Origin of the sequence: Cellulomonas fengjieae, from assembly GCF_018388465.1 — a bacterium.
Lineage (GTDB): Bacteria > Actinomycetota > Actinomycetes > Actinomycetales > Cellulomonadaceae > Cellulomonas > Cellulomonas fengjieae.
This window is the reverse complement of sequence record NZ_CP074404.1, coordinates 2,165,266-2,179,007: the sequence shown is the minus strand read 5'-3', so window position 1 is coordinate 2,179,007 and position 13,742 is coordinate 2,165,266. Positions and strand designations below refer to the sequence as shown.

Here is a 13,742-nt window from a genome sequence, read left to right as displayed (position 1 = left end):
GGCCGCACGCGCCCCTACACTCGGGCGCGTGTCCGGACCCGCCGCCCCCGCTGACCTGCGCGCCCGCGCGCGCAGCAGCGGCAGCACCGTCGCGCGCCGCGTACTCGACCAGCCCCTGCGGCGCATCGGCATGGGCGGCGCGGTCGTGCTCCTCGCGGTCACGGCGGCGTTCGGCGGCCTCCAGGAGCAGACGCAGGACGCTCCCGAGGTCCTCGTGCTCGACACGCCGGTCGAGGTCGCACCGTTCGAGCTGACCGTGCACCGAGTCGTGTGGACCACCGACCTGCCGGGGCAGTACCTGACCGAGGACGGCAACCGGTGGATCGGTGTCGTCGCGACACTGCGCAACACGAGCGACGCCGGCATCCTCGGCGTCACGCTGCGTGACGCGCTCACGCTCACCGACGTGGAGGGCCTGGTCAAGGAGACCGGCCTCGTGGTCCCGGGGGTCACCAGCACGTCGATCGCGCTCCTGGAGGACGGCTCGTCGCTCAGCCCGGTGCAGCCGGGCCTGACGTACGAGGCCGTGTTCCTGTTCGAGCAGGAGGGGTCCGTCGAGCCGCCCACCACCGCGACCGTGCTGCTCCAGCGGCACACGTGGCGCAGCGGCAGCCTCGACCCGACCATGGCGTGGTGGGACCCCACCACCACGCTGCAGGCCGAGCTCGACGTTCGGGCGGCCCGGTCCGACGCCGACGCGGAGGGCGACGCGTGAGCACGCCGACACCGGGCCCCGTCCCTGCGCCGCGCCGTCCCCGGGCCCAGACGCTCGGTGCGGGCGCGGCCGTGCTGGCGGCGCTCGCCGTGGGGCACGTCGTCGTCGCCGCGTTCCCGGTCGACGAGCGCGTCCAGGCCTCGTTCGTCCGCCCCGCAGCCGTCGGCGAGCGGGTCCAGCTCCGCTACGCGCACCTGACGGCCGGTGCACCCACCGGTTCGACGGTCCTCGACCCCGGCGACGGTTCCACGCTGCTCGCCACGCCGGGCGTGTGGCTCGCGGTCCCGCTGACGATCGAGACCAAGGGGCAGCCGCGCGCGCTCGGGTTCGCGGAGCTGCTCGGCGGGGACGGCCGCACCTACCGGGTCTTCACCGGCGGGCGCTCGACGTTCCTGCCCGGCACGTCGCAGCCCGGGATCCCGCGCTACGCGACCGTGCAGGTCGAGCTCCCGCCCGAGGCGGTGCCCGGAGCGCGGCTGCGCATCGGGCTGGAGCAGAAGGACCAGCGTCGCGACGACGTCGCCGAGATCGATCTCGGGCTGACGCGGGCCGACGCCGACGCGTGGGCCGCCGACGACACGCCGGTCGTCGCCACCAGGTCCTCGGACGTGCAGCCGTGAGCGCGGCCGGCACGGCGCCGGGGTGGTGGCGGCGCAACCGCTGGGCGCTGGTCGCCCTGCCGGCTGCTCTCGTGCTCGCCCTCGCGGCGTCGGGGGACCGCGTCCGGACGATGTGGTGGCAGCAGGACCTGCGTCGCCCGGCGACCGCCGAGGGTGGCGAGAGCATCCAGTTCCGCCAGCGCGTCCTCGACGGCGTCGGGGGCACCATGCCGGTCGACGTGCAGGTGCGCCTCGACGGCGTCGATGACGCGCCGGTGCTGCCGGACGACATGACGCTGCCGGCCGGCACCCGGGCGGTCCAGGTGGACCTCACGCTGAGTGCCGATCCCGACGTCGTGCTCACCGGCTGCTCGCTCGCGGTGCGGGACGCGACCGGGACGCGCTACGTGTACGAGTGGAACAGCGGGGGTGCGCTGCAGGCGGTGGTCCCGTGCGTCCCGGCGGACACGCCGGGGCCGCGACCGTCGCTGGGCGACCTCGACGACGTCCTGTCGGAGCAGAGCACGCCGCCCCGGCCCGAGACGTGGTCCGTGTCGCCGGTGGTCGTCGTCCCCGACGACGTGGAGATCGCCGACGTGGTGCTGTGGTGGCAGATGCCGCAGTACGTCCTGCTCGAGGTGCCGGACCGCCAGGGCTGAACCGGCGCGCCCTACCCGGCCGGCGCCACCTGCGCCGGCGCAGCGAGCGCTGCGGCGTGCTGTCCCGCGAGGATGCGGTCCACGCCGGCCGCGAGGAGCGCCATCGTCACCGTCAGGCCGAGGGCCGTCGCGACCGACGTCACCATGGGCGCGAACGCGAGCCAGGTGTCGACGTCCCGCGGCCCGCTGACCGCGCGAGCGAGCAGGAGGAGGCCCTCCTCGATCCGGGTCGCGGCAAGGAAGGCGAGCGCGAACACCAGCATCGTGCCCAGGCCGGCGATCGCCAGGCGGCGCAGCCCGTCGACGAGTGCGGTGAAGCGGCCCCGCACGTCGCCCACGACGGGAGCGGCAGCCTCGGTGGTCCAGCGGCGCACGGGGGCGGGCAGCCGCTGCCACGCGGCGAGCCGGATGCGCGGCTCGCGCTTCGGTGGAGCCGCGAGCTTGTGCCCGTAGACGACCGCACCGACGGTCAGCCACGCGAGCGGGATCACGACGAGGTCGTCGAGGTTGCCCAGCACCCCCGCGGCGGCGTTCACGGCCGCGTCGACGGGACCTGCCACCGGGCCGAGCGCGTCGAGCAGCGTGAGCCACCAGTCGAGGACGATGGAGACGGCGCGCCGGCTCTCGATCCAGGCCCAGACCTCGTCCAGGAGCTGCGTCGCGAAGGCCGCCACCGCCAGGAGCCAGAACGCCTCGACGTACGCACCGCCGAACGCGATCGCCCGCCGGTGACTGCGCGCCTCCCACCGGCCCAGGAGCCAGCGGAGCACGACGGCCACCACCACCAGGGCGACCAGGCCCCAACCCGTGGCCAGGTCGACGAAGCCGCCGTCGGGACCGTCGCCCGTGAGCGAGAACCCGTTCTCGATGAACTCGCGGTAGGTCGCCGTGTTGAGGAAGCGGGCCCGGTCCTCGGCCAGGAGCCCGTACGACGCGTACAGCGCGAGGAACGGCACGAACACCGAGGCCAGCACGTCGACCAGCCCGCGCTCGTGGCCGGGGGCGTCGTCGGGGCCCCGGGAGCGCCCGATGGCGTCGAGCGCCGGCAGGTCGCGCCGCAGGACGTGCAGCATCGCGACGATCCCCGCGACCATGCTCAGCGGGGCGAGCACGAGCACCGCCCAGCCGAGCGTGTTGTTCACGCTCGACGCGTTGACGGCGGCCCACCCTGCGGCGTGCCGTCCGGCCACGGCTAGCAGGGCGATCACGAGCAGCAGCGGCCAGCTGCGCAGCCACAGGCGCACACCCTGGGCCACGACCGTGCCGAGGTCGCGCAGCCAGGCACGCAGGCCAGCAGGTGGTGCGGAGGTGGTGGTCGATGCGTCGGTCACGGCGGACATCATGGCGTGCGACGTGCCGCGGCGGGGCGGACCGCCACGATGTCACCCGCCCGGAGGCGGTCGGGCGTCAGCGGGAGGCGCTGACCGCCGCGCCCACGAGGTCGACCAGCGCCCGCATCGCGGTGCCGTTCTCGTCGTCGCGATCCGGGTTGGCCTCCACCAGGACCAGGCCCGACCAGCCGGGCGCGGACATGAGCCCGGCCAGGAGCTCCTGCAGGACGGACGGGGTCAGCCCGCGGCCGTACTGCGGGATGTCCGCGAGCGGCAGGGTAAACGTGTCCAGCACGTCGACGTCGAGGTGGACGATGAACCCGTCGGCCGCGTGCGCCACCGCGGCCAGGGCCTGGTGCGCGGCCGCCCGCGGGTCCTGGTGCACGACCTCCGCCGGGATGCGCACGGATTGGACCAGGCCGTGCACGTCCTCGTCGTCGTCCGCGAAGCCGACGAAGCACAGCCGGTCGGGAGCCAGGAGCGGTCGGCGCGGACCCAGGCCCGCCAGGTCGTCGTGTGCACCGGGCAGGTCGAGCAGGTGCGCGACGCCCATGGAGTCCGCGATCGGCTCGTCCGGGTGGTCGGCGGGCACGTGGAGGTCCTGCCCGCCGTCGACGTAGACGAGTCCGAGGTCCAGGCCCCGCTCGGCCGACGCCGCCAGCACGGCGAGCGTCACGGTGCACTCGCCGCCGAGGACGACCGGCAGGTGCCCGGACGCCAGGACCGGGCCGAGCGCCTCGCGCACGTCCTGCAGGCCCGCGCGGACCCGGGCGACGTCGTGCGGGTTGGACCGCTCCGGCGGGTCGGGGCGCCACCGGGCCTGCGGGGTGTCGCCGTGGTCGACCACGGCGCGGCCCGACGCCCCGAGCGCAGTGAGCAGCCCGGCTGCGCGCAGCGCCGCGGGAGAGCGTTCGAGACCGGGTGCGTGGGCTGCTGCGCTGGAAGGCACCCCGAGGACGCCGAGCGTGCGGTTGGACATCGGGCCAGGCTAGGAGCGACCACCGACACTCAACCGCCGAACGTCCCCTCGGTCACCGCGGCGTACGAGCGGCGCAGGATCTGCTCGAGCACGCCCGGGTCGACCGTCTCGAGGTCCTTGACGTACAGACAGCCCTTGCCGAGCGTGTGCGGACCGAGGACACCGAGCAGCTCGGCGTGCGCCTCGGTCCCGTCGGCGAGGTAGATCGTGGTCGCCGCCTTGCGCGGTGAGAAGGCGGTGGCGGGCGTGTCGCCCTCACGACCCGAGGGGTACACGTAGTGGTGGGTACCGAAGCCGACGATGCTCGGGCCCCACATGCGTGGTTGCTCACCGGTCACCCGCGCCATCAGGGCAGCGAGCGCCAGCGCGTCGCGACGGCGGACCGGGTGATCGACGGCCGCGAGGAAGGCGTCGACGTCGGAGGTGCCGTTCGGCTCGTGCGCCATCGAGCCAGCATCCCACCGGATCAGTCCGAGAGCGCCTGCGAGATCCCGTGCCGACCGATCTCGGCGAGGTGCGGATGGTCGACGGGGTGCATCTGCAGGACGACCGCCATGTGCAGCGCCCAGGCCTGCGCGCGCCGCCACGTCGAGCTGTCGTACGCCAGCCGTTCCCGCAGCCGGGCGCGGCCCTCGGCATCGAACGTGAGCCACGCGGTCGCCAGGTCCGAGGCCGGGTCGCCCGAGGTCACGTCGCCGAAGTCAATGACGGCGCGCAGGCGCCCGTCGTGCGCCAGCAGGTTGGCGGGATGCGGGTCGCCGTGCAGCCAGAGGGGTGGGCCGTCCCACGGCGGGGCGGCGGCCAGGTCACGCCGGCGCTCGAGGATGCGGTCGGCGTCCGGCAGGCCCAGCCGCTCCACGCGCTCGACGAGCACCTCCGCGCGGGGGTCGAGCGGCACGCCCCGGAACGGGTTGGCCGGAGCGTCCGCGGGAGCCGGTCGGTGCAGCGCGAGGAAGAACTCCGCGAGCTGCGGCGCCCACGCGGTGCGGTCCGGGACCGGGGTGTGGTGCGCCGGGACCCCGTCGAACCACGGCACGACGCTCCACGCCCACGGGTACGCGGCCGACGGCACGCCGACCCGGACGGGCACGGGCACGTCGACGGGGAGCAGCGGCGCCAGCACGGGCAACCAGCGCTGCTCGTGGGTCACCAGGGGAGCGGAGACCTCCCGCACGGGGAAGCGGGCGGTCAGGTGCTCCCCGACCCGCCACAGCGCGTTGTCCCAGCCGGTGCCCGCCCAGGACAGCGGCAGGTCGGCGAGGTCGGGGTGCTGCTCGCGCAGGAGCGAGCGGACCAGCTCCTGTGTGACGTCGATCTCCAGGAGGGGATGCACCACGTCAGCGCACCGCCACGATCCGGCGGACGTCGTACGGCACCGCCCAGCCGAGCGCGTCGAACATCCGGGACAGCACGATCGCCGTGAAGCCCCAGACGAGCACGCCGTCGACGGTGAACGCGGGCGTCCGGACCGCGCGGCCCCAGCGGGTGTGCTCGACGCTGGCGCGGTTGTCGGGGTCGAGCAGGTCGGCGACCGGCACCCGGAACACGTCCACCGTCTCGGCGTGGTCGACCGCGGCGACCTGGGACGGACGTGTCCACCACGCGGGGACCGGCGTCACCAGGTGGTTGCTGACCGGCACGGGCAGGGGTGGCAGGGTGCCGAGCACCTCGACGCCGGTGGGGTCCAGCCCGACCTCCTCGACCGCCTCGCGCAGGGCCGCCTCCCGCGGCCCGGCGTCGGACGGCTCGAGCCGACCCCCGGGGAACGCGATCTGCCCGGCGTGGTGGCCGAGGGTGCCGGCGCGCCGCTGCAGCAGCACGTCCAGGTCGCGGGCGACCGCGGGGGAGCCGGTGCGGGCGGGAGCCGGGTCCAGGGCGCCGAACAGCACCAGCACCGCGGCGGGACGGGCGCTCGACACGTCGCCCAGGACGCGTGCGGGGTCGACGCGCCAGTCGACACCGCGCGCGCACAGCTCCGCGAGCTCCGCGCGCGCGCCGCGCCCGTCCGGTGTCGGCGAGCTCATCCGCGAGCTCGCACGAGCTCCCCGAAGGCGGCGAACATCTTCTCGGCGGAGGGGAGGAGGGCGGGCAGGTGCCGGGCACCGTCGCTGCGGATCTCGTCGACGTCCTCGGCCGACAGCTCGCCCACCATGTCCGGCGTGCTCAGCCAGAGGTCGAGCATCCCGGCGTCGAGCTCGGGGTGGAACTGCAGTCCCAGGGCGCTGCCGGCGCGGAACGCCTGCACGGGAGTCGCCTCGGTGGAGGCCAGCAGCGTGGCGCCGGGCGGCAGGTCGACGGCGTCGGAGTGCCAGTGCAGCACGGTCGGTCGCGTGCCGAGCGCACCGAGCACCTCGTCCTCGGCCAGGACGTCGATCGGGGCGAACCCGATCTCGGTGGCGGCACGCCGGTGCAGGTGCGAGCCCAGCGCGAGCGCGAGGAGCTGCATGCCGAGGCACACGCCGAGCACGGGCACGTCGGCGTCCACCGCCGCGGCCAGCAGGGCGCGCTCCGCGGCCAGGCCGGGATGGCCCGACACGTCGTCCGCGTCCATCGGCCCGCCCATGACGACCACCCCCGAGACCTCGTCGAGGCGCGGGAGCCGCGCGTCCTCGAGGTCGAGGACGGTCCGCACCCGCAGCGGTGCGTCGAGGCCGGGCGCGATGAGCCCGGGGCCCTCGTGCGGGGCGTGCGTGATCACGAGGACCGGACGCACGCCGGTCACCACCCGTCGGGCAGCGGGCGCCCCTCCTCGTAGCCCGCGGCCGACTGGATGCCGACGACGGCACGCTCGTGGAGCTCGTCGAGCGACGTGGCGCCGACGTAGGTGGCGGCCGAGCGGACGCCCGCGGTGATGTGGTCGATGAGGTCCTCGACGCCCGGCCGACGGGGGTCGAGGTACATCCGGGAGGAGGAGATCCCCTCCTCGTAGAGCGCCTTGCGGGCACGCTCGAACGCCGAGCCGCCGCGGGTGCGGGCAGCGACGGCGCGCGCGGACGCCATCCCGAAGCTCTCCTTGTAGAGCCGCCCGTTGCCGTCCTCGTGCATGTCGCCCGGCGACTCGTGCGTACCGGCGAACCACGACCCGACCATGACCTGCGACGCACCGGCGGCGAGCGCCAGGGCGACGTCCCGGGGGTGCCGGACGCCGCCGTCGGCCCACACGTGCTTGCCGAGCCGACGCGCCTCGGCGGCGCACTCGAGCACCGCGGAGAACTGCGGCCGGCCGACGGCGGTCATCATGCGGGTGGTGCACATGGCGCCGGGCCCGACGCCGACCTTGACGATGTCCGCGCCCGCGGCGATCAGGTCCCGCGTGCCCTCGGCGGTCACCACGTTGCCCGCGACCACCGGCACCCGGGGGTCGAGCGACCGGACCGCGCCGAGCGCGTCGAGCATCTTGCGCTGGTGGCCGTGGGCGGTGTCCACCACCAGCACGTCCACGCCGGCCTCGAGCAGCTCGAGCGCCTTCTGCTTGACGTCGCCGTTGATGCCGACCGCCGCGGCGACGCGCAGCCGGCCGCGCGCGTCCAGGGCGGGCTGGTAGATCGACGACCGCAGCGCGCCCACCTGGGTCAGCACGCCCACCAGCTCGCCGTCGCGGACCACGGGAGAGAACTTGCGGCGCGACCCGTGCAACTTCTCGAACGCCGCCTCCAGGCCGCGCAGCCCGCCCTGCTCGACGATCGCGAGGTCCACCGTCGTCGGGTGGGCGCTCATGACCTCCTCGACCTGGGTGAAGCGGTCGACTCCCTGGCAGTCGGCCTCGGTGACGACCCCGACCGGCTTGCCGGCGTCGACCACGACCGCAGCGCCGTGCGCTCGCTTGCCGATGAGGGTCAGCGCGGTGTGCACCGTGTCGTGGGAGCTCACGACCACCGCGGTCTCGACCACGGGGTGGCGGGACTTGACCGAGGAGACGACCTCGGCGACCACGTCCGTCGGCACGTCCTGCGGCAAGACCGTGATGCCGCCGCGCCGGGCGACGGTCTCGGCCATCCGGCGACCCGCGACGGCCGTCATGTTGGCGACGACGATCGGGACGGTCGTGCCGGTGCCGTCCGCCGCCGCGAGGTCGACATCGAAGCGGGAGGTGATCTCGGAGCGCGACGGGACGAGGAAGACGTCTCCGTAGGTGAGGTCCGAGGTGGCCGCGTGGCCGGGCAGGAAGCGCATGAGTGTCCCCTTTCCGGGCCATGCTAGTGGTTCGAGCCCGGCTCTTCACGGGTCCCGCACACCCTGCTGACCTGCGCGACCAGGTGTGCTCAGCCAGGTCGGCCTACAGTGTGGGCAGGGATTTCCGGCGTCCGCACGGTGCGGGCATCGTCGCCGCGCACCGGAGGAGGAGGCTCACCATGGGTCAGCTCGACCGCATCAGCTCACCGCACGACGTGCGCCGTCTCACCTCGCAGCAGGCTGACGACCTGGCCGGCGAGATCCGCACGTTCCTGGTCGAGCAGGTCTCCCGCACGGGTGGCCATCTCGGGCCCAACCTCGGGGTCGTCGAGCTGACGATCGCGATGCACCGGGTCTTCGAGTCGCCGCTGGACACCATGGTGTTCGACACGGGCCACCAGGCGTACGTGCACAAGCTGCTGACCGGCCGACGCGACTTCTCCCGGCTGCGCAGCAAGGGCGGCCTGTCCGGCTACCCGAGCCGCGCCGAGTCCGAGCACGACGTCGTCGAGAACTCCCACGCCTCGACCGCCCTCAGCTGGGCCGACGGGATCGCCAAGGCCAACGAGCTGCAGGGCCGCGGCGACCGGCACGTGGTCGCGGTGATCGGCGACGGCGCCCTGACCGGGGGGATGGCCTGGGAGGCGTTGAACAACATCGCAGCGGGCCAGGACCGGCGGCTGGTGATCGTGGTGAACGACAACGGCCGCTCGTACGCGCCGACCATCGGCGGGTTGGCCCACCACCTGGACATGCTGCGCACCACGCGCGGCTACGAGAACGTGCTCTCGTGGGGCAAGCGCACGCTGCGACGCTCCGGGCTCCCCGGCCGTGCCACGTACGAGGCGCTGCACGGGATGAAGAAGGGGATCAAGGACGTCCTCGTGCCGCAGGGCATGTTCGAGGACCTGGGCATCAAGTACGTCGGCCCGGTCGACGGGCACGACGTGCGTGCGGTCGAGCGCGCGCTGCGCAACGCGAAGGCCTTCGGCGGTCCGGTGATCGTGCACGTCATCACCGAGAAGGGGCGCGGCTACGTCCCCGCCGAGCAGGACGTGGCCGACCGGTTCCACGCGGTCGGCAAGATCCACCCGGAGACCGGTCTGCCCGTCGCGCCGTCGCGGTTCGAGTGGACCAGCGTGTTCGCCGACGAGCTGGTCCGGATCGGCCGGCGCCGTCCGGACGTCGTCGCCGTCACCGCGGCGATGCTCCAGCCCGTCGGCCTCGCGCCGTTCGCGGCGGAGTTCCCCGCGCGGGTGTTCGACGTCGGCATCGCGGAGCAGCATGCGGCGACCTCGGCCGCGGGCATGGCCTTCGGCGGACTGCACCCGGTCGTCGCGGTCTATGCGACCTTCCTCAACCGGGCGTTCGACCAGGTGCTCATGGACGTGGCGCTGCACAAGGCGGGCGTCACGTTCGTGCTCGACCGCGCCGGGCTCACGGGCAGCGACGGTGCGAGCCACAACGGCATGTGGGACATGGCGATGCTCGGCGTCGTCCCGGGCCTGCGCCTCGCCGCGCCGCGCGACGAGGAGACGCTGCGGGAGGCGCTGCGGACCGCCGTGGACGTCGACGACGCGCCCACGGTGATCCGGTACCCGAAGGGTGCGCTGGTCGACCCCGTACCCGCGATCGACCACCTCGACGGCGTGGACGTCCTCGCGCGTCACGACGGTCCGGCCGACGCGCCGCACGTGCTCCTGGTCGGCTTCGGCGCCATGGCGCAGACCGCGCTCGAGACCGCCGAGGTGCTCGCCGCCCACCACCTGCGCGTGACGGTCGTCGACCCGCGATGGGCCATGCCGGTCCCGAGCGCCCTGACCAAGCTCGTGGGCGACCACGACCACGTGGTGACCATCGAGGACGGCGTCGTGGACGGCGGCCTGGGCTCCCTGGTGGCGCAGCGGGCACGGGAGGCGGGCATCTCGACCGTGGTGCACAACGTCGGGATCCCGCGCGCGTTCCTCGATCACGCCACCCGTGAGCAGCTCGTGACCGAGCTGCGGCTGCGGCCCGCGGACATCGCGCGCGACGTGCTCGCCGCCCTGGACCGCTCCGTCTGATTTCTGGGGGCTTTGGTCCCAGGTGCAAGTCATCCCACGTCTGTAACGTCGTGGTATCGACCACGTCGGAGGAGTACAGATGTCCACCAGCACCCTGCCCAACCAGCGCAACGAGTCCGCCGGTGCCCCGGCCTGGGACGGCTTCGCGGCCGGGCCGTGGGTGGACCGGATCGACGTGCGCGACTTCATCCAGCGCAACTACACGCCGTTCACCGGCGACGCCGACTTCCTCGCCGGCCCGACGCCCCGCACCACCGCGATGTGGGCTCGGCTCACGGAGATGTTCCCGGCGGAGCGCGCCCGCGGCGTCCACGACATCGACCCGCACACGCCGTCCTCAATCACGTCGCACGAGCCGGGCTACATCGACCGGCACCACGAGATCATCGTCGGCCTGCAGACGGACGCGCCGCTGAAGCGCGCGATCATGCCCAACGGCGGCTACCGGATGGTCGAGAAGGCGCTCGAGACCTACGGGTTCGCGCCCGACCCGATCGTCGGCGAGATCTTCACCAAGTACCGCAAGACGCACAACGACGGCGTCTTCGACGTGTACCCGCCGGCGGTCCGCGCCGCCCGCTCCGCCCACCTCATCACCGGCCTGCCGGACGCGTACGGGCGGGGCCGGATCATCGGCGACTACCGCCGCGTGGCGCTCTACGGCGTCGACGCCCTGATCGCCGCCAAGCGTGAGGACCGGGCCGAGATGGACCGGGAGCGCTCGTCGGAGAACGTGATCCGCGACCGCGAGGAGAACGCGGAGCAGATCCGCGCGCTCCAGGAGCTCAAGACGATGGCCGCCTCGTACGGCTACGACATCTCCGGCCCCGCCTCCACGGCCAAGGAGGCCGTGCAGTGGCTGTACTTCGCCTACCTCGGCGCGGTCAAGGAGCAGAACGGTGCGGCGATGTCGCTCGGCCGGACCTCCACGTTCCTCGACGTCTTCCTGCAGCGCGACCTGGCTGCCGGCCGGCTGACCGAGCAGGACGCGCAGGAGCTCATCGACGACCTCGTCATCAAGCTGCGCATCGTGCGGTTCCTGCGCACGCCCGAGTACGACGAGCTGTTCTCCGGTGACCCCACCTGGGTGACGGAGGCGATCGGTGGCATGGGCGAGGACGGGCGGACCCTGGTCACCAAGACGTCCTTCCGCTACCTGCAGACGCTCTACAACCTGGGGCCGGCCCCCGAGCCGAACCTGACGGTGTTCTGGACCGACCGCCTGCCGGAGGGCTTCAAGCGGTTCTGCACGAAGGTCTCGATCGACACCTCGGCGCTGCAGTACGAGTCCGACGACCTGATCCGCGACTCGTGGGGCGACGACGCCGCGATCGCGTGCTGCGTCTCGCCCATGCGGGTCGGTCAGCAGATGCAGTTCTTCGGTGCGCGGGTGAACCTCGCCAAGGCCCTGCTCTACGCGATCAACGGCGGGCGCGACGAGCTCACCGGCAAGCAGGTCGCCCCCTCGGCGCCCGCCGTCGCCGGTGACGTCCTGGACTACGACGACGTCGCGGCCAAGCTCGACGTGATGCTCGACTGGCTCGCGCAGACGTACGTGGACGCCCTGAACTGCGTCCACTTCATGCACGACAAGTACGCGTACGAGCGGCTCGAGATGGCGCTGCACGACCGTGCCGTGCTGCGGACCATGGCCTGCGGCATCGCCGGCCTGTCGGTGGTCGCCGACTCCCTGTCCGCGATCAAGTACGCGGCCGTCCGCCCCGTGCGCACGGTCGATGGCCTGGTCACCGAGTACGAGGTCGACGGGGAGTACCCGACGTACGGGAACGACGACGACCGCGCCGACGAGATCGCGGTGTGGCTGGTCAAGTCGTTCATGACCAAGCTGCGTCGCACGCCGACCTACCGGGACGCCGTGCACACCCAGTCGGTGCTGACGATCACGTCGAACGTGGTCTACGGCAAGTCGACGGGCTCCACGCCCGACGGCCGGGCCGCCGGCCAGCCGTTCGCACCCGGTGCCAACCCGATGAACGGTCGGGACGCGCACGGCATGCTCGCCTCGGCGCTCTCGGTCGCCAAGATCCCCTACCTGGACGCTCAGGACGGCATCTCGCTGACCTCGACGGTGATCCCCTCGGGCCTCGGCCGGACGCCGGAGGAGCAGGTGACCAACCTGGTGGGCCTCATGGACGCGTACATGATGTCGTCGGGCTACCACCTGAACATCAACGTGCTCAACCGCGAGACCCTCGAGGACGCCATGGAGCACCCCGAGGACTACCCGCAGCTGACCATCCGCGTGTCGGGCTACGCCGTGAACTTCGTGCGGCTCACCCGCGAGCAGCAGCTGGACGTCCTGTCGCGCACCTTCCACTCGAAGGTGTGAGCGGGCGATGACACTGGCCCAGGGGCACGACACGGCGATGCCCGCCGTGCCCCTGGGCCTGCCCCGGTCGCGCTCGGGCACCGCGGGACTGGCCTCGGTCGAGCTCGACCACGCCGCACGGATGACGGCCGTGCGGGCCGGCGAGGTCGGGTCCGTGCACTCCTGGGAGCTGGTCACCGCGGTGGACGGGCCCGGGACGCGGTTGACCGTGTTCCTGGCCGGCTGCCCGTTGCAGTGCCTGTACTGCCACAACCCCGACACGATGCAGATGCGCCGCGGCACGGACGTGCCGGCCGACGAGATCCTGGCGCGGGTCGCGCGGTACCGCACCGTGTTCAAGGCGACCGGTGGTGGCCTGACGGTCTCCGGTGGCGAGCCGCTGATGCAGCCCGCGTACCTGGCCAGGCTGCTGCGGGGGGCCAAGGCGATGGACGTGCACACGACCGTCGACACGTCGGGCTTCTTCGGCGCACAGTGCTCCGACGAGATGCTCGAGAACATCGACCTGGTGCTGCTGGACATCAAGTCCGGCCTGCCGGACGCCTACCGCCGCGTGACCGGACGCGCGCTGCAGCCGACGCTCGACTTCGGCCGCCGGCTGCGGGACAGCGGCACCCGGACGTGGATCCGGTTCGTGCTGGTGCCCGGCCTGACGGACGCGCCGGAGAACGTCGAGGCGGTCGCGGACCACGTCGTCGCCATGGGCCCGGTGGTCGAGCGCGTCGAGGTGCTCCCGTTCCACCAGATGGGCCGCGACAAGTGGGACGAGCTGGGAATGCGCTACGAGCTGGACGAGACGCAGCCCCCGGCCCCGGAGCTCGTCGAGCGCGTGCGCGCGACGTTCCGGGACCGGGGGCTGTCGGTCTACTGACG

The 13,742-nt window shown here is 73.3% G+C and carries 13 protein-coding genes; 6 read left to right on the top strand and 7 right to left on the bottom strand.

What is annotated here, in order from left to right:
- The first annotated feature begins 28 nt into the window (after positions 1–28).
- From KG102_RS10090 to KG102_RS10080, 3 genes are read left to right on the top strand one after another with little or no spacing between them, the layout of a single operon-like run.
- Positions 29–715: a hypothetical protein gene (locus KG102_RS10090; protein WP_208289073.1), complete on the top strand. Its 687-nt coding sequence runs from the start codon at positions 29–31 to the stop codon at positions 713–715.
- Positions 712–1,335: a hypothetical protein gene (locus KG102_RS10085; RefSeq protein ID WP_208289074.1), complete on the top strand. Its 624-nt coding sequence runs from the start codon at positions 712–714 to the stop codon at positions 1,333–1,335. The genes KG102_RS10090 and KG102_RS10085 overlap by 4 nt, the downstream gene beginning before the upstream one ends.
- Entirely contained in the window at positions 1,332–1,973 is a 642-nt protein-coding gene (locus KG102_RS10080; protein WP_208289075.1) for a hypothetical protein, read from the top strand. The genes KG102_RS10085 and KG102_RS10080 overlap by 4 nt, the downstream gene beginning before the upstream one ends.
- A gap of 11 nt (positions 1,974–1,984) precedes the next feature.
- On the opposite strand, the gene KG102_RS10075 is transcribed toward KG102_RS10080, so the two are convergent.
- The 7 genes from KG102_RS10075 to KG102_RS10045 all read right to left on the bottom strand — a co-directional run bounded on the left by KG102_RS10075 (position 1,985) and on the right by KG102_RS10045 (position 8,456).
- On the bottom strand, positions 1,985–3,304 hold the full coding sequence (locus KG102_RS10075) for a hypothetical protein (RefSeq protein WP_208289076.1): 1,320 nt from the start codon (positions 3,302–3,304) through the stop codon (positions 1,985–1,987).
- Positions 3,305–3,380: 76 nt separating this feature from the next.
- Positions 3,381–4,283, bottom strand: a complete 903-nt coding sequence (locus tag KG102_RS10070) for an arginase family protein (RefSeq protein WP_208289077.1) — start codon at positions 4,281–4,283, stop codon at positions 3,381–3,383.
- Between the two features lie 29 nt (positions 4,284–4,312).
- A complete protein-coding gene (locus tag KG102_RS10065) occupies positions 4,313–4,729 on the bottom strand; it encodes a DUF1801 domain-containing protein (protein WP_208289078.1) in 417 nt (138 codons plus the stop codon).
- 20 nt (positions 4,730–4,749) lie between these two features.
- Positions 4,750–5,619, bottom strand: coding sequence for an aminoglycoside phosphotransferase family protein (locus KG102_RS10060; protein ID WP_208289079.1), 870 nt, complete (start codon positions 5,617–5,619; stop codon positions 4,750–4,752).
- A gap of 1 nt (position 5,620) precedes the next feature.
- A complete protein-coding gene (locus tag KG102_RS10055) occupies positions 5,621–6,307 on the bottom strand; it encodes an NUDIX hydrolase (protein WP_208289080.1) in 687 nt (228 codons plus the stop codon).
- Positions 6,304–6,996: a type 1 glutamine amidotransferase gene (locus KG102_RS10050; RefSeq protein ID WP_249667274.1), complete on the bottom strand. Its 693-nt coding sequence runs from the start codon at positions 6,994–6,996 to the stop codon at positions 6,304–6,306. Before KG102_RS10050 ends, KG102_RS10055 begins: the two co-directional genes overlap by 4 nt.
- A 5-nt stretch (positions 6,997–7,001) precedes the next feature.
- Positions 7,002–8,456, bottom strand: a complete 1,455-nt coding sequence (locus KG102_RS10045) for a GuaB1 family IMP dehydrogenase-related protein (RefSeq protein WP_208214381.1) — start codon at positions 8,454–8,456, stop codon at positions 7,002–7,004.
- Between the two features lie 179 nt (positions 8,457–8,635).
- On the opposite strand from KG102_RS10045, the gene dxs reads away from it, so the two are divergent.
- The 3 genes from dxs to pflA all read left to right on the top strand — a co-directional run bounded on the left by dxs (position 8,636) and on the right by pflA (position 13,740).
- Entirely contained in the window at positions 8,636–10,519 is a 1,884-nt protein-coding gene (dxs, locus tag KG102_RS10040) for a 1-deoxy-D-xylulose-5-phosphate synthase (protein ID WP_208289082.1), read from the top strand.
- Positions 10,520–10,598: 79 nt separating this feature from the next.
- A complete protein-coding gene (gene pflB, locus KG102_RS10035) occupies positions 10,599–12,869 on the top strand; it encodes a formate C-acetyltransferase (RefSeq protein ID WP_208289083.1) in 2,271 nt (756 codons plus the stop codon).
- A 7-nt stretch (positions 12,870–12,876) separates the two neighbouring features.
- Positions 12,877–13,740: a pyruvate formate-lyase-activating protein gene (gene pflA / locus KG102_RS10030; protein ID WP_208289084.1), complete on the top strand. Its 864-nt coding sequence runs from the start codon at positions 12,877–12,879 to the stop codon at positions 13,738–13,740.
- The last annotated feature ends 2 nt before the right edge of the window (positions 13,741–13,742 follow it).